Here is a 19534-nt window from a genome sequence, read left to right as displayed (position 1 = left end):
GATTAAAAGCGAGGCTCCACTTGTGGGGATTTAAATAATAAGTAATCGTGGTGAGTGTCCGGAATCGGACACTCAGTAATAGTTATTGTTGACGTAACTGCAGATCCAGCGGTGTTTTACTTGGCTCTCCACCAATTTCACGCGCCAGTTTGGGGACCATATAGCCGGAAACTAGCGTCAGAAGCTCACGCATAATGCGACGCGCTTCATCGTCGCTGACCATAAAGTGTGCGGCACCCTGCACTTTATCCAGCACGTGCAGGTAATAGGGCATCACACCGGCATCAAACAGTGCGTTGCTAAGGTTAGCCAGGGTTTGTGCGTTATCGTTCACGCCACGCAGCAATACGCTTTGGTTGAGTAACGTAACGCCCGCGGCGCGCAGACTGCTCATCGCCTGGCGAAACGTCTCATCAATTTCATTGGCATGGTTAATGTGATTGACCAGCAGAATCTGCAAGGAGGAGTGCGCAAAGCGCTCGACCAGTCCTTCTGTAATGCGCGCCGGGATCACTATCGGCAAACGGCTGTGAATACGCAGACGCTTAATGTGCGGGATAGCTTCCAGTTGCGTGAGCAACCAGTCCAGTTCGTGGTCCTTGGCCATTAACGGATCGCCACCAGAGAAGATGATTTCATCCAGCTCAGGGTGCGCGTTAATGTAGTCGATGGCGACCTGCCAGTTGCGCTTATTGCCCTGATTTTCGGCGTATGGGAAATGCCGGCGGAAGCAATAGCGACAATTTACCGCGCAACCGCCTTTAACCAGCAGCAGTGCCCGATTGCGATATTTATGCAGCAGACCGGGAACCACGCTGTGCTGTTCTTCCAGTGGGTCGGTTGAGTAGCCTGGCGCGGCCACAAACTCTTCCTGGGCAGTCAGTACCTGACGTAAAAGCGGATCGTCCGGGTTGCCTTTCTCCATGCGGGCAATAAACGCACGCGGCACGCGCAGGGCGAAAAGCCGTCTCGCGTCGCGTCCGGCCAACAGTTTTTCATCTGCATCTATGTTCAAAAGATGCAGAAGTTCATCGGGATCGGTCACAACATCGGCAAGTTGCGATAACCAATCTTCTCTGGATGGGGTATTTAGGGTTACAATATGCGCCATTTTGTGGCTTAGCTACCAGTTAACAATTTTCAGAGGGCCTTATGGCAACGTACTATAGCAACGATTTTCGTGCTGGTCTTAAAATCATGTTGGACGGCGAACCTTATGCGGTTGAAGCCAGCGAATTCGTTAAACCAGGTAAAGGCCAGGCGTTTGCGCGCGTTAAGCTGCGTCGCCTGCTGACCGGTACTCGCGTAGAGAAAACCTTCAAGTCTACTGACTCCGCTGAAGGCGCAGACGTAGCCGACATGAACCTGACCTTCCTGTATAGCGACGGTGAGTTCTGGCACTTTATGAATAACACCACTTTCGAACAGCTGGCTGCAGACGAGAAAGCGGTAGGCGATAACGCTAAATGGCTGCTGGACCAGGCTGAATGCATCGTGACCCTGTGGAACGGTCAGCCGATCTCCGTAACTCCGCCGAACTTCGTTGAGCTGGAAGTTGTTGAAACCGACCCAGGTCTGAAAGGCGATACCGCTGGTACTGGCGGCAAACCGGCTACCCTGTCTACCGGCGCAGTCGTTAAAGTTCCGCTGTTCGTACAGATCGGCGAAGTGATCAAAGTGGATACCCGCTCCGGCGAATACGTTTCTCGCGTAAAATAAGTCTTCCATTTGATCTTATGGCGCAGGTTGCTGCGCCATACTTTTTCCAGGGCAGGAATGATGAAACGTCTTCTCGGTCTTGTAATGCTACTCCTTTTCACCAGCACCCTTCTGACAGGATGCAATACCGCGCGCGGCTTCGGTGAAGACATCAAACATCTTGGCAACTCAATATCACACGCCGCCAGCTAATCCTTTCATATAGTCTTAAAAACGGTTGTTTATCCATCACACTCCCGGATCTTGTCTATTATTAAGTAGCTATACACAAACAATATTGGCTAGAAAAGGAAGACGTTATGGTTAAGAAGACAATTGCTGCGATCTTTTCTGTGTTGGTACTTTCTTCCGTTTTAACCGCGTGTAATACCACACGAGGCGTAGGACAGGATATCTCTGAAGGCGGTAGCGCAATCTCTGGTGCAGCGACAAAAGCTCAGCAATAGCAATAATGAAGAACGGTACGACGTCGTGTCGTACCGTTAATCACCCTTCCTTGGGAGTGACAGGAACGGCGAGAAGCGGTTCCCCAGGTGCAGTTTCATACGGATATTCCGCTTATAGGTGTAGACCGTTTTGCCATGAATGCTGAGCGCGGCGGCAATGGCATTGTTACTCACACCATCCATCCACATTGATAATACTTTCTCCTCTTGCGGCGTAAGCAAAGGCGTGGCGTTTTTGGCTATTTCTAATGCGGGGCGAACCTGAAGCGCTTCCTGAATTGTGTGGGAGAGTGTGTTCAGCGTGGTGTGCTTGGTCAAGACCGAATGGGCTACGGATTGAGAGGGCACGATGAGGGCATGCTGTCTGTCTGCTGATTGCAGTAAAATCAGTGGGATGACGCCACAACTCATAAAAAAAGGTTTAATTGGCGGACTGGAGTGCGTCTCGCTAATAAAACTGTATAAATCCGCGATCACCAGATGCGGTTTCCATTGCAAAATATGCTCTTTTGCTAACAGGAGATTATTGATTCCTGATACCAGAAATGAGGAGCTGAACCTGCCAGAATGATTAAGCAAGGCCTCTATCCCTGTGCGGGTAAAGTGGCACCGGTCAATCACTAAAATTTTAAGCATAAACGTTTCGCATTCAGAAGAGGGGCAATCGACTTTCTGGTTTCAGAAAGCCCTTCATCATAGAGAACTCCGATGAGTGCCAAATGCGGGAACTACGCCGCTAATTATGCTTAATTCTTGCTTTTAGCAGGCAGTGAATAAAAAGGTTGAAATTCATTTTCTTCCGGGCAAAAATGCCATTTCACACATCAGCTTTGCAGGACGACCTGCAAACGCTTCATTCACCGGGGACGGCCCCATAGTTCTGGAGCCTGATATGTCCTGGATCGTTTTATTAATTGCAGGTTTGCTCGAAGTCGTATGGGCGATTGGCCTGAAATACACCCACGGTTTTACGCGTCTTACGCCAAGCATTATCACTATTGCGGCGATGATCGTCAGCATCGCCATGCTCTCCTGGGCAATGCGCACGTTGCCTGTTGGAACAGCTTATGCGGTCTGGACCGGTATTGGCGCTGTTGGGGCGGCCATTACAGGGATTTTGCTGCTGGGTGAGTCTGCCAGCCCGGCACGTTTGCTGAGCCTTGGGCTGATCGTTGCTGGTATTATTGGTCTGAAGCTGAGCACTCACTAAGCGCCAGGCTGTTTCACCCAAATCAGTTTATTCACTTCAAACCCTTCCCGGGTCGCGATGGCTAACATTTGCTGTTTCATTTCATCTGAAATAGTAGGGGTCCGTGAAAGGATCCACAGGTAGTCGCGATCCGGACCACAAACCAGCGCGTGACGATATTCCCGGTCGAGTGCAATTACGTTATACCCGCCATAGAAGGGGCCGAAAAAAGAAACTTTAAGCGCGGCTCTGCCTGGGTCGCCGGTGAAATAGGCTTTCCCTTCCGTTTTCTGCCACATCTCCCTGTCAGGGTTATAGCCCTTGTTAATAACGTTGATGCCGCCGTCGTCGCGCAAGCTGTATGTTGCGGTCACTTTATCCAACCCGCGCTCGAAACGATGGTCGAAGCGTGCAATTTCATACCAGGTTCCCAGATAGCGTTTGGCATCAAAGTTATTTACCACGGTAACGCCTTTGGGCGGTGTCGGAGAGCTACACGCGACAACCAGGAATGCAGCCGTAACTGCAGCAACGACGGGCAAAATGCGCATGGGATTTTCCTTGCTGTATTTTTGTTAAGTGTAGATGACAACAGGAAAAAAAGAGAAAGAAAGGAGGCCCAATATCCTGGGCCTCATCGTTAGTTATTGCAGCTTTTCAAGAATGCGCCAGGCCGCCTCGACACGGACAGGGTTAGGATAGCTTTTGTTTGCCAGCATCACGATGCCAAGGTTTTTTTCTGGAACGAAGGCTACGTAGCTGCCAAATCCTCCAGTGGATCCCGTTTTATGCACCCATGAGGCTTTCACAGCGGGGGCAGGCGGGTTTACCTCAACGGCGGGAAGCGCTGCCAATGCCACTTTGCTGTCGCTACCGTTGATGATTGAATCAGCTTTCAGCGGCCAGTTCAGCATCTCCCAGCCTAATCCCTGGTACATATCGCCAATACGCCAGTAGCGAGACTGCGCAAGCGCAATGCCCTGCTGGAGCGTTTTCTCCTGAACGCGGCTGGCGTCCATGTTGACCTGAACCCAGCGGGCCATATCAATAACACTGGATTTCACGCCATAGGCTTCGGCGTCAAGTTGTCCCGGAGAAACGTGTACAGGCTTCCCTTCGCGATAGCCCCAGGCATAATCTTTTTGTTCGCTTTGCGGAACTGTAATCCAGGTATGCGCCAGTTTTAATGGCTGCAGGACGCGTCTGGTCATTGCCTCTTCGTAGCTCATACCTGAGGGTTTCACCGCCAGCGCGCCAAACAGACCAATGCTTGAGTTAGCGTAAAGTCTCTTAGCGCCCGGAGCCCATTGCGGCTGCCAGTTTTGATAAAAACGCAGTAATGCGGCTTTATCTGTAACGTCATCGGGGATCTGCAGCGGTAGGCCGCCTGCCGTATAGGTGGCTAAGTGCAGCAGGCTGATACCCTGCCACTGTTTGCCTGTCAGTTCTGGCCAGTATTTCGTGACCGGATCGCTGAGCTTAATTTCGCCGCGGGCGATAGCATCGCCGCCCAACACGCCGTTAAACGTCTTACTGACCGACCCTAGCTCAAACAGCGTTTGCTGCGTGACTGGGTGGTTATTGGCGATATCGGCTTTACCCCAGGTGAAATAATAGGGTTTTCCCTGGTAGAGAACGGCAACGGCCATACCCGGAATAGCCTGCTCCTGCATCAACGGGGTGATGGTGCGATTAACGATATCGGCAATCTGTTGTTCTGTTTTGGCGGCGGCAAACGTGGAGAATGAGGCTGTCAGCAGCAGAGCGAAGCATAACGATTTTTTCATCATGAAATCAGTTCCGTAATTAAAAGCAAAAGGGTGTCCGGGCCCGTCAGACGCAATCAGTGTGTTTGATTTGCACCGTGTTGACAAACGGTTAAATTTAGCAGCAGATATAAGTTTTTCTAACAGGCCGGATGATGACGCGTAGCTATATCCCTCTTAACTCTCTGCGGGCTTTTGAAGCCGCGGCCAGACATCTCAGTTTTACCCGCGCTGCGATTGAGCTCAACGTGACGCATTCTGCTATCAGCCAGCATGTAAAATCGCTGGAGCAGCAGCTAAATTGTCAGCTTTTTGTGCGCGGTTCTCGTGGATTAATGTTGACGACTGAAGGGGAAAGTCTGTTACCTGTACTTAATGACTCTTTCGATCGTATGGCGGGGATGCTGGATCGTTTTGCCACCAAACAGACCCAGGAAAAACTTAAAATTGGCGTGGTGGGGACCTTTGCGGTTGGGTGTCTGTTTCCTCTACTGGGCGATTTTAAGCGCAGTTACCCGCATATTGATTTGCATATTTCTACCCATAATAACCGCGTGGATCCCGCTGCCGAAGGACTGGATTATACCATTCGCTACGGAGGGGGAGCCTGGCATGATACCGACGCGCAATATTTATGTAGCGCGTTGATGTCTCCACTGTGTTCGCCAACATTGGCTTCGCAGATTCAAACGCCTGCGGACATCCTGAAATTTCCGTTATTACGATCGTATCGGCGGGATGAATGGACGCTTTGGATGCAGGCCGCCGGAGAGGCGCCCCCGTCACCGACGCACAACGTGGTGGTGTTTGATTCGTCCGTCACCATGCTGGAAGCCGCGCAGGCGGGGATCGGTGTGGCAATTGCACCAGTCAGAATGTTCACGCATTTACTCAGTAGGGAACGAATCGTTCAACCGTTTTTAACGCAGATTGATTTGGGAAGTTACTGGATAACGCGTTTGCAATCGCGTCCGGAGACACCGGCGATGCGTGAATTTTCCCGTTGGTTGACAGGAATGCTGCACAAATAAAAAGGCCCGCCAATGGCGGGCCTGATAATTAACGCATGTACTTAGATGGTCAGAATACCAATAGCCGTTACAACGGTCAGGATTGCTGCCAGTCCGTAGAATACCCATTTGCCAGCAGGCACGTGGATTTTCAGGTCATGCATCGCGTGGTGCATACGGTGTAAACCACACCACAGCGGCAGAACGATCATCAGGAACAGAAACGCACGTCCGATGAAGCTCTGAGCGAATGCCAGTACGCGTTCATAGCTGAAAGCATCAGGAACAAAGCCCAGCGGCAGCATAATGCCTACCAGCAGGATCATTACTGGCGCAATGATTGCGCTCCACATACCGCCTGCACCAAACAGGCCCCAGAATACGGGTTCGTCAGAGCGTTTTGGATTTGGATTAATCATTCCGGACTCCTTACCAGAACAGGGCAACAAACAGTATGACTACTGTCGCAACCACAGTAACTGCCCAGAGACCTTTGATGATCGGCTCTGGCCCCATTTTTTCGTCTTTTACGATGATGTTGGCTGCTTTTGGCGCCAGCTCAAACCAGGTTTTGGTATGCAGCAGCGCTGCTGCCAGGGCGATAATGTTAAGGATTACCACCACCGGGTTTTGCAAAAAGGCGACAAAGCCCATCCAGGACTCTGCACCATGCTTGAGTGCAAACAGGCCGATAATCAGTTCAATGCTGAACCAGACTGCCGGAACTGCCGTGCCTTCACGCAGCATGTAAAAACGATAAAATGGCAGCTTTTTCCACCAGGTGGACGTCATTGGCCGCACATAGGCTTTACGTTTAGTCGTCATCGTGCACTCCTTAGCGTGGTTTCAGGGTAGCGATAAGAAAGTCTTTTGAACTTTCAACTTTACCCTGCTGAATGGCCGCAGCCGGATCGACGTGTTTCGGGCAGACTTCGGAGCAGTAGCCCACGAAAGTACAGGTCCAGACGCCGTTCGGGCTGTTCAACTGAGCCATACGCTCCTTCTTACCGTGGTCGCGGCTATCTTCGTTGTAACGATGCGCCAGCGTAATCGCAGCCGGTCCAATGAACTCAGGGTTCAGGCCGAACTGCGGACACGCGGCATAGCACAGACCACAGTTGATGCAACCGGAGAACTGATGATACTTCGCCATCTGCGCCGGAGTCTGGGTGTTTGGACCCTGATCCGGTGTACGCGGGTTACCGATAATGTACGGTTTGATCGCTTCCAGGCTTTCGATAAAGTGCGTCATGTCGACGACCAGATCGCGCTCAATCGGGAAGTTGCCCAGCGCTTCAACCTTCATGCCGTTGGTGTAATCACGCAGGAAGGTTTTGCACGCCAGTTTCGGTACATTGTTGACCATCATGCCGCAGGAGCCGCAGATCGCCATACGGCAGGACCAGCGGTAGCTCAGGTCCGGTGCCAGGTTATCCTTGATGTAACCCAGCGCATCCAGCAGTGACGTGGTTTCATCATAAGGAACTTCGTAGAAAGCACTGTGCGGCGCGGTATCGGTTTCCGGGTTATAGCGCACCACCTCAACTTTCAGGTTTTTCATCTCAGCCATTCGCCTTCTCCTTCTTATCGGCTGCTTCCGCTTCGCCACCGTAAACACGTTTAGCCGGTGGCAGAGTGGTGATTTTCACGTCGCTATATTCCAGGCGAGTCGTGCCGTCAGCATCGCGGAAGGCGAGGGTGTGTTTGAGGAAGTTCACATCGTCACGCTCGGTGCAGCCTTCATCCAGACGCTGGTGCGCGCCGCGGGATTCTTTACGGGCCAGAGCAGAGTGCGCCATACATTCAGCAACGTTCAGACCGTGACCCAGTTCGATGGTATACAGCAGGTCGGTGTTGAAGACGCTGGAGGTATCAGTGATACGTACGCGCTTGAAGCGTTCCTGCAGTTCCGCCAGCTTATCAACGGTTTTCTGCATGAGTTCCGGCGTACGGTAGATACCGCAACCTTCTTCCATGGACAGGCCCATTTCGTCACGGATCTTAGACCAGTTTTCGTTACCTTCCTGGTTAACCAGATCTTTCAGACGTTTTTCAACGCCAGCAACCTGTGCATCAAGAGCGGCACTGTTTGCAGCGCCAGCCGTTGCAGCGCGTTCTGCTGCCTGCTCACCGGCCATACGACCGAAGACCACCAGTTCTGCCAGGGAGTTAGAGCCCAGACGGTTAGCGCCATGCAGACCAACAGAGGAACATTCGCCTACAGCGAACAGACCTTTAATGCGGGTTTCACAGTGCTGATCGGTTTCGATACCGCCCATGGTGTAGTGCGCGGTCGGACGTACCGGGATCGGTTCTTTAACCGGATCGACACCCACGTAAGCTTTCGCCAGTTCGCAGATGAACGGTAAACGTTCGAGCAGTTTTTTCTCGCCGAGGTGACGCAGGTCGAGGTGAACCACATCGCCACGCGGAGTGGAAATGGTGTTGCCTTTGCGCCATTCGTGCCAGAACGCCTGAGAAACTTTGTCGCGCGGACCGAGTTCCATGTATTTGTTTTTTGGCTCGCCCAGCGGGGTTTCCGGACCCATGCCGTAGTCTTGCAGATAACGGTAGCCGTTTTTGTTAACCAGAATACCGCCTTCACCACGGCAGCCTTCAGTCATCAGGATACCGGAGCCTGGCAGACCTGTTGGGTGATACTGAACGAATTCCATATCACGCAGCGGAACGCCGTGGCTCAGCGCCATGCCCATACCGTCGCCGGTTACGATGCCGCCGTTGGTGTTGTAACGGTAAACACGACCTGCGCCGCCCGTTGCCATAACAACAGCGTTAGCACGGATTTGCACCAGCGTGCCTTCCATCATGTTCATGGCAACCAGGCCGCGAGCATGACCATCGTCAACCAGGATATCCAGAACGAAGTGTTCGTCAAAGCGCTGAATCTGCGGGAACTGCAAAGATGTTTGGAACAGCGTATGCAGCATGTGGAAGCCGGTCTTATCCGCGGCAAACCAGGTACGCTCGATTTTCATGCCGCCGAAGCGACGTACGTTGACGCTACCGTCTTCACGACGGCTCCATGGGCAGCCCCATTGTTCCAGTTGCGTCATTTCAGTTGGGCAGTGGTGGACAAAGTAATCCACGACATCCTGCTCACACAGCCAGTCTCCGCCTGCTACCGTATCGTGAAAATGGTAGTCAAAGCTGTCATGATCCTGCGCGACAGCAGCAGAGCCGCCTTCGGCAGCAACGGTATGGCTGCGCATTGGGTACACTTTTGAGATCAGTGCGATTTTAGCGTTGGGATTTGCTTGTGCGGCAGCAATTGCAGCACGTAATCCCGCGCCACCGGCGCCTATAATGGCAAGATCGGCTTGAAAGGTTTGCACGACATTCCTCCAGATTGTTGTTATTTCATCCCTGCCTGAAATCAGATGCTTCATCGGCTTCAAACAGGTTATGAACGCGTTTCCACTGCTCCTTTATAGGTACAATAGTATAGTCTTAGGGATGTGCGGGAAATTTGACGTGTTCGATTTTTTTAGCGTGTCATAGGGGGGAATTATCATTGAATTTGATTAATTTAATTACTAAACCACCCTAAGTCGCTTTTTTTATCCAATTGCCAGTGATGATTAGTGCTGCCTGAAATTTGTCTCGCTAGCGCGATACGAGTAGACTTCGTGCCCTTGTCATAAATCGGAGAAACAACCATGAGCGAAACGGCAACCTGGCAGCCGAGCGCGTCCATCCCCAATCTGTTGAAACGTGCAGCAATTATAGCGGAGATTCGCCGCTTTTTTGCCGATCGTGGCGTGCTTGAGGTTGAGACCCCTTGTATGAGTCAGGCAACGGTAACGGACATCCACCTGTTCCCGTTCGAAACGCGTTTCGTTGGCCCTGGACACTCCCAGGGAATGAATCTCTATTTAATGACCAGCCCTGAATACCATATGAAGCGCCTGCTGGTGGCAGGATGCGGCCCGGTGTATCAACTGTGCCGCAGCTTCCGTAATGAAGAGATGGGGCGCCATCATAACCCTGAATTCACCATGCTTGAGTGGTATCGTCCGCACTACGATATGTATCGCCTGATGAATGAAGTGGATGATTTGCTCCAGCAGGTGCTGGACTGCTCACCTGCGGAAAGCCTTTCTTACCAGCAGGCCTTCCAGCGCCATCTGGAGATTGACCCGCTGTCTGCGGATAAAACCCAACTGCGGGAAGTGGCGGCGAAATTGGATCTCAGCAATATCGCTGATACCGAAGAAGACCGGGATACCTTACTGCAACTGCTGTTTACGATGGGTGTTGAACCGCATATTGGTAAAGACAAGCCGACGTTTGTGTATCATTTCCCGGCCAGCCAGGCATCACTGGCGCAAATCAGTACCGAAGATCACCGCGTGGCTGAACGTTTCGAGGTTTATTACAAAGGTATTGAGCTGGCGAATGGTTTCCATGAATTGACCGACGCGCGCGAACAGCAGCAGCGGTTTGAACAGGATAACCGCAAACGTGCCGCACGAGGCTTACCACAGCAACCTATCGATACCAACCTGCTGGAAGCGCTGAAAGTCGGCATGCCGGATTGCTCAGGCGTGGCGCTGGGCGTTGACCGTCTGGTGATGCTGGCGCTGGGCGCAGAGAGCCTGGCCGAGGTAATCGCATTTACCGTCGATCGCGCATAACTTACTCTTCTGCAATACAAAGTGGTGGCTTAATCGCCACTTTGTAGCATATTTTTTCATTTCCCCTCTAATAGCCACAATTTACACCTGGATATTTGATATCGTTTAGGTATCAATTCTGTGTTGTTTTTTTATCGCTGAACTCTGCAAAGAGAGCAGTGCCAACCGGTGAGCGGCGTTTGTTAAACGCTTGCCAGAGTAAGGGATGGTTTAATGACCCAAACAATAAAAAAGATGAGCCTGATAGGTCTCATTCTCATGATATTTACGTCAGTTTTCGGTTTTGCTAATAGCCCCTCCGCGTTCTATTTAATGGGGTATAGTGCAATACCGTGGTATATATTTTCTGCATTATTATTCTTTATTCCATTTGCTTTAATGATGGCGGAAATGGGTTCTGCCTATCGGAAAGAAGAAGGGGGAATCTATTCGTGGATGAATAATAGCGTTGGACCACGCTATGCGTTTATCGGCACGTTTATGTGGTTTTCTTCTTATGTGATATGGATGGTTAGTACTGCGGCGAAAGTCTGGGTACCTTTTTCAACCTTCTTGTTTGGCGCAGACATGACGCAGCACTGGCGTATTGCAGGGCTTGAGCCTACGCAGGTTGTCGGACTGCTCGCAGTCGGTTGGATGATCCTGGTGACCTGCGTGGCATCCCGGGGTATTAATAAGATTGCGCGTATTACGGCTGTAGGTGGAATTGCCGTAATGTGTCTTAATTTAGTTCTGTTGTTAGTGAGTGTCGCTATTTTGTTATTAACTGGTGGCCACTTTGCACAGGATATTAATTTCATCTCTTCGCCTAATCCCGGATATCAGTCTGGACTGGCAATGTTGTCATTTGTTGTGTTTGCCATTTTTGCTTACGGCGGAATTGAAGCTGTGGGGGGACTGGTTGATAAAACAGAAAAACCAGAAAAGAACTTTGCTAAAGGTATTGTCTTTGCCGCTATTGTCATTTCTGTTGGTTATTCACTGGCCATCTTTTTATGGGGCGTTAGCACCAACTGGCAGCAGGTATTAAGTAATAGCTCAGTTAACCTCGGGAATATTACCTATATCCTGATGAAAAGCCTCGGAATGACGTTGGGTAACGCGCTACATCTTTCCCCTGATGCCGCAATGGTGATGGGCGTATGGTTTGCACGTATTACCGGGCTTTCCATGTTCCTTGCCTATACCGGCGCTTTTTTCACCCTCAGCTACTCACCGCTGAAAGCGATTATTCAGGGCACGCCGAAGGCGTTGTGGCCCGCGCCGATGACCAAACTGAATGCCGTAGGGATGCCGACGACGGCAATGTGGTTACAGTGCCTGCTGGTGAGCCTGTTTATCCTGTTGGTTTCATTTGGTGGCGATACGGCTTCAGCGTTCTATAACAAACTGACGCTGATGGCGAACGTCTCGATGACGCTGCCGTATCTGTTCCTGGCGCTGGCGTTTCCGTTCTTTAAATCCCGTCCGGGTCTGGAAAGGCCGTTTGTTGTCTTTAAAACCCGAGCGGCGACGCTGCTGGCAACGGGAGTGGTCGTGCTGGTGGTGACGTTTGCTAATGTGTTCACCATCATCCAGCCGGTAATTGAAGCCGGAGACTGGAACAGCGCACTGTGGATGACCGGCGGTCCGATCTTCTTCTCACTGCTGGCGATGGCGATTTATCAGAACTATAGCCGTCGCACGACCAACGAGCCTGAGTGGGCGGTGGAATAAAGGCCATCTGGCGTTTATTGCCTGTTGCCGATCCGGACGCATATTAAGCTCGAAAATGTCTGTAATCGGCGATGAAATGCCCGATGGCGCAAGCTTATCGGGCCTACAGGTTAATTGCAGACCCGTAGGCCGGATAAGACCCCACGGGTCGCCATCCGGTATTTCTTGCCTGCATTGTGCGTTACAAACTCCCTGCCGGGCGACTGCCTCTTCCTGCAGAACTTAATGTTCTCCCTGTTTGCTTACTGCCGAGGCTCTCCAGACGCATCTGGAACGGAGGGAACGGCATATCAATACCGTGCTCGCGGAAGCCTGCCAGAATTAGTTGGTGGATTTCATGGCGCAGCGGCATGCGATGCCCCATCTCGGCGGCATAAATACGCAGTTCGAAGATTTGAATGCCTTGTTGCAGGTCAACCAGGAAGACTTCTGGCGCCGGGTTATCGATAACCAGCGAACAGCGCTGCGCGGCAGTCAGCAGGATCTGCGTAACCTCCTCGCTGTTCGCCTCTGACGGTGCCGGGATGGTTAACACCACACGGGTAACGGAATCGGATAACGACCAGTTGATAAACTGTTCAGTGATAAAGGCTTTGTTGGGCACGATGATCTCTTTGCGGTCCCAGTCGCTGATAGTGGTGGCGCGGGTATTAATTTTCGTCACGCTACCGGTAAGGTCGCGAATCGTCACCGTGTCGCCAATGCGGATTGGTTTTTCAAACAGGATAATCAGACCGGAAATAAAGTTGGCGAAGATCTCCTGCAAACCAAAGCCCAGACCGACACCGAGAGCCGCCACCAGCCATTGCAGTTTGGACCATTCAATACCGATCATCGAGAAGCCAACCAGACCGCCAATCAGCATCAGCAGATACTTGGTGATGGTGGTGATGGCATAACCGGTGCCGGGGGTTAAATCCAGATGTTGCAGTAGTGCCAGCTCCAGCAGTGCGGGTAGGTTGCGCACTAACTGGGTGGTGATGATAAATACCAGAATCGCGATAAGCACCGCGCCCAGCGTTATCGGTTCTAAGCTTTCCACGCCCTGAACCGTGGAGGTGACATCCCACAACGAGATGTTTTCCAGGAAGCCGAAAGCGGAATGAATTTCTGACCACAGTACAATGACCGAGAGCAGGGCGATAAGCATCAGGATAGAACGCACCAGGCGCAGCGATTGCGCGCTGATAGCATCCAAATCCACTTCGCTTTCATCAACGTCAATCGCGCCTTCAAGGCTGGTGGAATGCGGTGGTTCTTCTTCGCCCCGCGCGCGCTGCGCCAGCATTTCAGCGCGTCGATGCTTGGCGCGGTCAAACGCCAGACGGCGACGCTGAATCAGCATCCAACGGCGGATAACGTGATACACCACCAGTAATAAGAACCAAATCGCTACGGACGTTTCCAGACGTGCCAGCAGGGCTTGTGACGTGGCGAGGTAGCCTACTGCCGCGGCGAGAATGGCAATCAGCGGCGCACCCATCAGCATATTCCACAGCATGCTGTTAACCATGTTATCGCTGTTGCCCTCTTTATCGAGGTACAGCGGTATCCCGGCGCGTTTCAGGCTCAGGGTTACGACCGCCAGCGCACCGCAAATCAGAATAAAGCACAGACGTCCCAGTGAGGCGGAGAATTCCCGGTCATTGAGGTTATCAAACATAATCACCGCCATGATCAACGGGACAATCAGCCCGATGCTCATCAGGTAATAGTGCATGGCTTTCGCGACGCGGTTCCGCGGCCAGCCAAAGTGGGCAATGAACAGACCGTTGGGACGTGCAAAGGTGGCGCAGATCATTACCGCCCACAGCATGGGCACCGTGGCGGTAACGCCATCGCCGATCGCGACAGCCAACGGATAAGGCCAGGCTTCCTGCAATCCGTAACCGAGCGTTGCCCACAGCACTGGCAATGGTGAAGCGACGAGTATTGACCAGAATACCGTGCGTATTGTCAGCCAGAAGTGGTCCTGGGTGACTTTCCCGACCCGCGCGGACGAGCGTTCAAGGAAACGGGTGAAGTGCTTGCGCGAAGAGAGGCTAAAGCCAACTAACACCAACGCCGCGAACAGCGGTAGCAGCGTTTCTTTGCTGGTCAGCATCATGATGCTGGCTTTGCCCAACTGATTAAACGTATCTAATGAGATCAGACGCCGCAGATCCTGAACGATGTCGACAGGCCAGGAGAGCGAGATAGGGCTAACGTCTGACGTCCAGAACAGGTAGCGGTGTGTCGCTTCATTGACCTCTTTTAGCGCATCTTCCAGTTGGCTGTTGGAAACTTTGAGCTTGGTCAGCTCAAGGATCAGCGTATCGCCGCCCTGTAACAATGAGTTCAGCAACTCACGCTGGGTGCGTAGCTGGGCGTTGAGGATGCTGCTCTGTTCAGCGGTCAGCGGTTGTCCATCGGCCTGATGAATTTGACGCAGCTGCGGCTGTTTGTTGAGGAGATCCTCATAGCGCATGCGGTGTACGCGAAGCTGCGCCATTTCGGTATCCAACTGCTGAGGTTTAGGCATTTCCGGCAGACGGGATACCTGCGCTCGCAGCGCTTCTCCCAGCATATTTGAAACCCCAAGCCACTGAGACTGCTCTCGCAGCGTATTCAATGCCTGACGCACCTGCAGCGTTTGGCTGGCGGCCTGACGCTGCTGCGAAGCGACCAAGTCCATACGCTGTGCTTGCTGGTTTAAGGCCTGAGACAGCTCGCGGTTTACCTTGAACTGGTCGACAATACCCTCCGGCAGTCCCGCGCTGTTTTCCGCCAGCAGTTCGGTGCTTTCCAGCGCTCGCTCAGCTTCACGCTGACGTTGACTGTTGAGTTGATTGCGCAAAGCCTGCAGGTAAGCGTCGAGTTGTTGACTCTGTTTTTCCGCCAGTTCGGAGCGCATACGCGCCAGTTCCTGACGGTTATTGGCGGAAAGCTGCGCCAGCTCCAGTTCATCGACCTGGGCTTTAAGTTTGGCGGATTCAGCCTGCATCGCCTGATTCTGTGCGGAATTGCCGTTGGCGGTACCAATGCGTCGCTCAAGCTCATTGAGCTGGCGGCGGGCATCGGTTTGCTGTTGAGGAAGCTGGCTTAACGAGTCGGCGATTTCCCGGGCGCGATCCTGCTCCTGCTGGGCTTGACGACTCTTTTCCAGCAGTTGGCTGCTAACCTGGAGGATCTCCTGGTTTAACGCATCGGTAGTGAGTCCGGTTGGCACATTGCGCGGTTCATCACGCAGGTTGCTAAGCTGTGCGCGTAACGTTGCGGACAGCTTGGGGAAGTTATCAATAACCTGCTGATATTGTTGGGCGCGCTCGAGAGAGCCTTTACGCTCCTCAAGAGCATTCAGCGCGGACTGGAGCGCCTCGACGGTTTCTGGCTGAGCGGGTTTTGCCGCTTTTGCCTGCTCCAGTTCCTGGGTGAGTTGTTTGGCATCGGGGGCCGTCGCAGCGTACGCCCCCAGGCTGAGGCACCAGGCCATCAGAAAAGTGATAATCAGGCGCACAGCAGCGATTCCTATGTTTAACTTTCGTCTTTTTTGTCGTCAACCAGCGGGCTGGCATCGTGTTCTGCTTCGATCTCTTCTTTCGCCAGCGGGGCTGGTTCTGCCTCTGGCGTCACGAAAGTCTCGGTTGAGATGGCCATTGGTTGGCCGATTTTGGTCACGGACAGATCCTGCAACTGCTCAACCAGGTTAACTTTGCCAGGTGCGAACAGGTTGATGACGGTGGAACCGAGCTTAAAGCGGCCCATTTCCTGACCTTTCAGCAGCGCCACCGACCCTTCGCTTTCGCCTTCCGGCCAGGTCCAGCGCTTGATGACGCCTTCACGCGGTGGGGTAATGGTGCCAGCCCATACGGTTTCAATACTGCCGACGATGGTCGCGCCGACCAGAATCTGCACCATCGGGCCAAATTCGGTATCAAACAGACAGATTACACGTTCGTTGCGGGCAAACAGGTTCGGTACGTTTTGCGCAGTCAGGATGTTTACAGAGAAGAGATCGCCCGGCACATACATCATTTCACGCAGGATACCGTTACACGGCATGTGTACACGGTGGTAATCGCGTGGAGACAAGTAAGTGGTCACAAACGTACCGTTGCGGAATTTGTCCGCCATCTGATAGTTGCCAGCCAGCAGCGCTTCAAGGGTATAGCTGTGCCCTTTAGCCTGCAGCAGTTTGTCTTCCTCGATGTTGCCTAACTGGTTAATCACACCGTCAGCGGGCATGACCAGTACGTTTGGATCGGTATTAATCGGGCGAGCATCATCGCGCAGCGGGCGAACAAAGAAGTCGTTGAAGGTGCGATAGCTGGCGGTGTCCGGCTTTTGCGCCTCTTTCATATCGACCTTGTAATATTTCACGAACAGATCGATAACCAGTTTGGTCAGCCATCCCGCTCGTTTGCTCGCACCCCAACCCGCCAGGCGAGTGAGCCATAGTTTCGGCAGAATGTATTGTAGCGAAAGCTTAAATGAGTTTAACAAGGTAGCCTCCAGGCCATAATTTGTTCCCGATCCGGCATACGGGCCGGATCCTGAAAAAAGGGGGACGATTCTAGCGATGCTTAGCTTAGTTGTCAGTTGTCTGTATCAGAAAAGTTTTTACGCGTTTTTACCTGCGCCATGCTTTCCAGGATGCGGTGATAATTTTCAAACCGGGTTTCAGCTATGGCCCCTTTTTCTACAGCCTCACGGATAGCGCAGCCTGGATCGGTATCATGCTTGCAGTCGCGGTATTTGCAATGGCCCAGGTAGTCATGAAATTCGACAAAGCCATGCGTGATTTGTTCCGGCTCCAGATGCCACAGTCCAAACTCACGTACGCCAGGGGAATCGATAACGTCGCCGCCGTGCGGGAAGTGATACAGGCGAGAGGCCGTGGTGGTGTGCTGTCCAAGGCCGGAGTTGTCAGAGACATCATTGGTCAGGATCTCTTCCTGCAGGCCGAGGAGATTATTGAGCAGGCTGGATTTACCTACGCCCGATTGACCGGCAAAAATGCTGATGCGATCGGTTAATGCTTCTTCAAGCGGTTTCAGGCCGTCTTTTGTGCGGCTTGATACCATCAACACCCGATAGCCAATGTTGCGATAGATATCCATCTGTTCGTTAACGAAGGCCATGCCTTCATCATCCAGCAGATCGATCTTATTCAGCACGATAATCGGTTCAACGTGTAGCGTTTCGCAGGCTACCAGATACCGGTCGATAATATTGAGTGACAGCTCGGGTAAGATGGCTGAGACAATAACGATCTGGTCGATGTTGGCGGCAATAGGCTTTACCCCGTCGTAAAAGTCGGGGCGTGTCAGTACCGAGGTACGATCGTGTACCGCTTCAACGATACCTTTGACATTCACGCCTTCAGCTGCCGCTTTACCCGGGCGCCAGACTACGCGATCGCCAGTAACCAGCGAGCGAATTGTACGGCGGATGTTGCAACGGTGAATTTCACCGTCAGCAGACTCTACGTCGGCATGCATGCCAAAACGGCTGATAACGATGCCTTCAGCGGTTTCGCCAAACAGGTTGTCGTCGTAGTCGGGCTTCTCCGTGGACGTTTTAAGACGACGCTGGTGATTGGCGTTCACACGGCGCTGTTGGCCTTTGGAGAGTTTATTCTTACTCAATCGGACTGGCTCCTGGTCGCCCATGATGGGCAAAACATTTATGATACACACAATTTTAGATCAATGTAGTCACACTGAATGTGACGCTGAAGGGTGGAAAATAGCATGAGTGCCAATGAAAACAACCTGATTTGGATCGATCTGGAGATGACAGGTCTGGATCCCGAGCGCGATCGCATTATTGAGATCGCCACGCTGGTGACGGATGCCAACCTGAATATTCTGGCTGAAGGACCGACAATTGCGGTGCACCAGTCCGACGAACAGCTGGCATTAATGGATGACTGGAACGTACGTACGCATACCGGAAGTGGGCTGGTGGAGCGCGTGAAGGCGAGCACCATGGGCGATCGTGAAGCTGAACTGGCCACGCTGGCTTTTTTGAAAGAGTGGGTTCCGGAAGGGAAATCACCTATCTGCGGCAACAGCATCGGGCAGGATCGTCGTTTCCTGTTTAAATACATGCCGGAGCTGGAGGCGTATTTCCATTATCGCTATCTGGACGTCAGCACGCTCAAAGAGCTGGCGCGTCGTTGGAAGCCGGAAATCCTTGCGGGCTTCACCAAGCAGGGAACACATCAGGCGATGGACGACATTCGTGAATCTGTTGCTGAGCTTGCTTACTATCGCGAACATTTTATTAATCTTTGATTTTGTTCTCCGGTGGCTTGCGCCACCGGTTTTTTGACGCTAAATTGTTCAGCTTGATTGCAAATTAATCACTTGAACGAATTTTCGAAAAAAACGCTTTCAGGGGGGTTGCAGCTAAACGGATTTCTCGTATAATGCGCCTCCCGTAACGACGCAGAAATGCGAATTACGACAGCAACAAAAGCAGTACAGATTTGCGGGAATAGCTCAGTTGGTAGAGCACGACCTTGCCAAGGTCGGGGTCGCGAGTTCGAGTCTCGTTTCCCGCTCCAAAATTTGAAAGTGCTTATTAAGCACAGACACACCCAAGCGGGAATAGCTCAGTTGGTAGAGCACGACCTTGCCAAGGTCGGGGTCGCGAGTTCGAGTCTCGTTTCCCGCTCCAAAATTTGAAAGTGCTTATTAAGCACAGACACACCCAAGCGGGAATAGCTCAGTTGGTAGAGCACGACCTTGCCAAGGTCGGGGTCGCGAGTTCGAGTCTCGTTTCCCGCTCCAAATTCTTACCCCAATAAAAATATCCACAACGAATAATCGCGTTGGGGACGTTTTGTTTCGTCATTGACATACTCTTGTAAACAGACTTATCCACAGGTTCGGGTATTATTCCTGGAATGCAAAAAACTTCGCCGGGTGAATAGTATCATTTTAACTATTTGAAATTATTAATTTAATTATCATTTCAAATTGTTAATACGATCACTTGACGATTTTTTCCCTCTTGAATATCAATGTGTTTTTATTTTTATACACAA

Annotated in this window: 19 protein-coding genes and 3 tRNA genes; 11 read left to right on the top strand and 11 right to left on the bottom strand. The window is 52.0% G+C overall.

Annotated elements, in window-relative coordinates; translation table 11 throughout:
- Positions 1-82 precede the first annotated feature (82 nt).
- Positions 83-1111, bottom strand: a complete 1029-nt coding sequence (epmB, locus tag OGX83_RS03625) for an EF-P beta-lysylation protein EpmB (RefSeq protein WP_008785989.1) — start codon at positions 1109-1111, stop codon at positions 83-85.
- Positions 1112-1152: 41 nt separating this feature from the next.
- Between epmB and efp the strand changes: the two genes are divergently transcribed.
- The 3 genes from efp (at position 1153) to ecnB (ending at position 2165) form a co-directional block, all read left to right on the top strand.
- Positions 1153-1719, top strand: coding sequence for an elongation factor P (gene efp / locus OGX83_RS03620; protein ID WP_003025478.1), 567 nt, complete (start codon positions 1153-1155; stop codon positions 1717-1719).
- A gap of 57 nt (positions 1720-1776) precedes the next feature.
- Positions 1777-1911, top strand: a complete 135-nt coding sequence (ecnA, locus tag OGX83_RS03615; RefSeq protein ID WP_003830568.1) for a lipoprotein antitoxin entericidin A — start codon at positions 1777-1779, stop codon at positions 1909-1911.
- Between the two features lie 107 nt (positions 1912-2018).
- On the top strand, positions 2019-2165 hold the full coding sequence (ecnB, locus tag OGX83_RS03610) for a lipoprotein toxin entericidin B (protein WP_003025482.1): 147 nt from the start codon (positions 2019-2021) through the stop codon (positions 2163-2165).
- A gap of 36 nt (positions 2166-2201) precedes the next feature.
- On the opposite strand, the gene OGX83_RS03605 is transcribed toward ecnB, so the two are convergent.
- Positions 2202-2801: a LuxR C-terminal-related transcriptional regulator gene (locus OGX83_RS03605; protein ID WP_286587381.1), complete on the bottom strand. Its 600-nt coding sequence runs from the start codon at positions 2799-2801 to the stop codon at positions 2202-2204.
- Positions 2802-3057: 256 nt separating this feature from the next.
- On the opposite strand from OGX83_RS03605, the gene sugE reads away from it, so the two are divergent.
- A complete protein-coding gene (sugE, locus tag OGX83_RS03600) occupies positions 3058-3375 on the top strand; it encodes a quaternary ammonium compound efflux SMR transporter SugE (protein ID WP_000118520.1) in 318 nt (105 codons plus the stop codon).
- On the opposite strand, the gene OGX83_RS03595 is transcribed toward sugE, so the two are convergent.
- Positions 3372-3905 (bottom strand): lipocalin family protein, encoded by a 534-nt coding sequence (locus tag OGX83_RS03595; RefSeq protein WP_111466218.1) that lies wholly within the window; start codon positions 3903-3905, stop codon positions 3372-3374. The genes sugE and OGX83_RS03595 overlap by 4 nt on opposite strands.
- Positions 3906-3998: 93 nt before the next feature.
- Positions 3999-5144: a CMY-2 family class C beta-lactamase gene (gene blaCMY, locus OGX83_RS03590; RefSeq protein WP_286587378.1), complete on the bottom strand. Its 1146-nt coding sequence runs from the start codon at positions 5142-5144 to the stop codon at positions 3999-4001.
- Positions 5145-5275: 131 nt separating this feature from the next.
- On the opposite strand from blaCMY, the gene ampR reads away from it, so the two are divergent.
- The gene (gene ampR / locus OGX83_RS03585; protein WP_032942161.1) at positions 5276-6151 is read left to right on the top strand and encodes a LysR family transcriptional regulator AmpR; all 876 of its coding nucleotides are present in this window, start codon (positions 5276-5278) and stop codon (positions 6149-6151) included.
- Between the two features lie 41 nt (positions 6152-6192).
- On the opposite strand, the gene frdD is transcribed toward ampR, so the two are convergent.
- Genes frdD through frdA form a run of 4 tightly spaced genes read right to left on the bottom strand, consistent with a single transcriptional unit; the run spans position 6193 to position 9483 of the window.
- The gene (frdD, locus tag OGX83_RS03580) at positions 6193-6549 is read right to left on the bottom strand and encodes a fumarate reductase subunit FrdD (protein ID WP_003025535.1); all 357 of its coding nucleotides are present in this window, start codon (positions 6547-6549) and stop codon (positions 6193-6195) included.
- A gap of 10 nt (positions 6550-6559) precedes the next feature.
- Positions 6560-6955, bottom strand: coding sequence for a fumarate reductase subunit FrdC (frdC, locus tag OGX83_RS03575; RefSeq protein WP_003025537.1), 396 nt, complete (start codon positions 6953-6955; stop codon positions 6560-6562).
- A gap of 10 nt (positions 6956-6965) precedes the next feature.
- Positions 6966-7700, bottom strand: a complete 735-nt coding sequence (frdB, locus tag OGX83_RS03570) for a fumarate reductase iron-sulfur protein (RefSeq protein WP_003025540.1) — start codon at positions 7698-7700, stop codon at positions 6966-6968.
- Entirely contained in the window at positions 7693-9483 is a 1791-nt protein-coding gene (gene frdA, locus OGX83_RS03565) for a fumarate reductase (quinol) flavoprotein subunit (RefSeq protein ID WP_003830519.1), read from the bottom strand. The genes frdB and frdA overlap by 8 nt, the downstream gene beginning before the upstream one ends.
- A gap of 324 nt (positions 9484-9807) precedes the next feature.
- Between frdA and epmA the strand changes: the two genes are divergently transcribed.
- Positions 9808-10785, top strand: coding sequence for an elongation factor P--(R)-beta-lysine ligase (epmA, locus tag OGX83_RS03560; RefSeq protein ID WP_003830517.1), 978 nt, complete (start codon positions 9808-9810; stop codon positions 10783-10785).
- Between the two features lie 213 nt (positions 10786-10998).
- A complete protein-coding gene (gene yjeM / locus OGX83_RS03555; protein WP_008785995.1) occupies positions 10999-12501 on the top strand; it encodes a glutamate/gamma-aminobutyrate family transporter YjeM in 1503 nt (500 codons plus the stop codon).
- 181 nt (positions 12502-12682) lie between these two features.
- Here yjeM and mscM read toward each other — a convergent pair whose 3' ends face one another.
- From mscM to rsgA, 3 genes are all read right to left on the bottom strand, one after another.
- Positions 12683-15997: a miniconductance mechanosensitive channel MscM gene (gene mscM, locus OGX83_RS03550; RefSeq protein WP_250671470.1), complete on the bottom strand. Its 3315-nt coding sequence runs from the start codon at positions 15995-15997 to the stop codon at positions 12683-12685.
- Positions 15998-16014: 17 nt separating this feature from the next.
- Positions 16015-16983 (bottom strand): archaetidylserine decarboxylase, encoded by a 969-nt coding sequence (gene asd, locus OGX83_RS03545; protein ID WP_048212901.1) that lies wholly within the window; start codon positions 16981-16983, stop codon positions 16015-16017.
- Positions 16984-17075: 92 nt separating this feature from the next.
- Positions 17076-18128 (bottom strand): small ribosomal subunit biogenesis GTPase RsgA, encoded by a 1053-nt coding sequence (gene rsgA, locus OGX83_RS03540; protein WP_170974257.1) that lies wholly within the window; start codon positions 18126-18128, stop codon positions 17076-17078.
- Positions 18129-18233: 105 nt separating this feature from the next.
- Between rsgA and orn the strand changes: the two genes are divergently transcribed.
- From orn to OGX83_RS03520, 4 genes are all read left to right on the top strand, one after another.
- Complete coding sequence (gene orn / locus OGX83_RS03535; protein ID WP_020996267.1) at positions 18234-18779, top strand: oligoribonuclease; 546 nt, start codon at positions 18234-18236, stop codon at positions 18777-18779.
- 196 nt (positions 18780-18975) lie between these two features.
- Positions 18976-19051: transfer RNA gene (locus OGX83_RS03530), tRNA-Gly, on the top strand.
- 37 nt (positions 19052-19088) lie between these two features.
- Positions 19089-19164: transfer RNA gene (locus tag OGX83_RS03525), tRNA-Gly, on the top strand.
- Positions 19165-19201: 37 nt separating this feature from the next.
- Positions 19202-19277: transfer RNA gene (locus OGX83_RS03520), tRNA-Gly, on the top strand.
- The last annotated feature ends 257 nt before the right edge of the window (positions 19278-19534 follow it).

This window comes from Citrobacter sp. Cpo074 (genome assembly GCF_030332745.1).
Lineage (GTDB): Bacteria > Pseudomonadota > Gammaproteobacteria > Enterobacterales > Enterobacteriaceae > Citrobacter > Citrobacter portucalensis.
Note: the sequence above shows the minus strand (reverse complement) of the source record. Positions and strands in the feature narration are given on the sequence as shown.

Coding starts and splice junctions, on each gene's coding strand:
- epmB (WP_008785989.1), bottom strand. CDS start 1,111: ATGGCGCATATTGTAACCCTAAATACCCCATCCAGAGAAGATTGGTTA.
- efp (WP_003025478.1), top strand. CDS start 1,153: ATGGCAACGTACTATAGCAACGATTTTCGTGCTGGTCTTAAAATCATG.
- ecnA (WP_003830568.1), top strand. CDS start 1,777: ATGATGAAACGTCTTCTCGGTCTTGTAATGCTACTCCTTTTCACCAGC.
- ecnB (WP_003025482.1), top strand. CDS start 2,019: ATGGTTAAGAAGACAATTGCTGCGATCTTTTCTGTGTTGGTACTTTCT.
- OGX83_RS03605 (WP_286587381.1), bottom strand. CDS start 2,801: ATGCTTAAAATTTTAGTGATTGACCGGTGCCACTTTACCCGCACAGGG.
- sugE (WP_000118520.1), top strand. CDS start 3,058: ATGTCCTGGATCGTTTTATTAATTGCAGGTTTGCTCGAAGTCGTATGG.
- OGX83_RS03595 (WP_111466218.1), bottom strand. CDS start 3,905: ATGCGCATTTTGCCCGTCGTTGCTGCAGTTACGGCTGCATTCCTGGTT.
- blaCMY (WP_286587378.1), bottom strand. CDS start 5,144: ATGATGAAAAAATCGTTATGCTTCGCTCTGCTGCTGACAGCCTCATTC.
- ampR (WP_032942161.1), top strand. CDS start 5,276: ATGACGCGTAGCTATATCCCTCTTAACTCTCTGCGGGCTTTTGAAGCC.
- frdD (WP_003025535.1), bottom strand. CDS start 6,549: ATGATTAATCCAAATCCAAAACGCTCTGACGAACCCGTATTCTGGGGC.
- frdC (WP_003025537.1), bottom strand. CDS start 6,955: ATGACGACTAAACGTAAAGCCTATGTGCGGCCAATGACGTCCACCTGG.
- frdB (WP_003025540.1), bottom strand. CDS start 7,700: ATGGCTGAGATGAAAAACCTGAAAGTTGAGGTGGTGCGCTATAACCCG.
- epmA (WP_003830517.1), top strand. CDS start 9,808: ATGAGCGAAACGGCAACCTGGCAGCCGAGCGCGTCCATCCCCAATCTG.
- yjeM (WP_008785995.1), top strand. CDS start 10,999: ATGACCCAAACAATAAAAAAGATGAGCCTGATAGGTCTCATTCTCATG.
- orn (WP_020996267.1), top strand. CDS start 18,234: ATGAGTGCCAATGAAAACAACCTGATTTGGATCGATCTGGAGATGACA.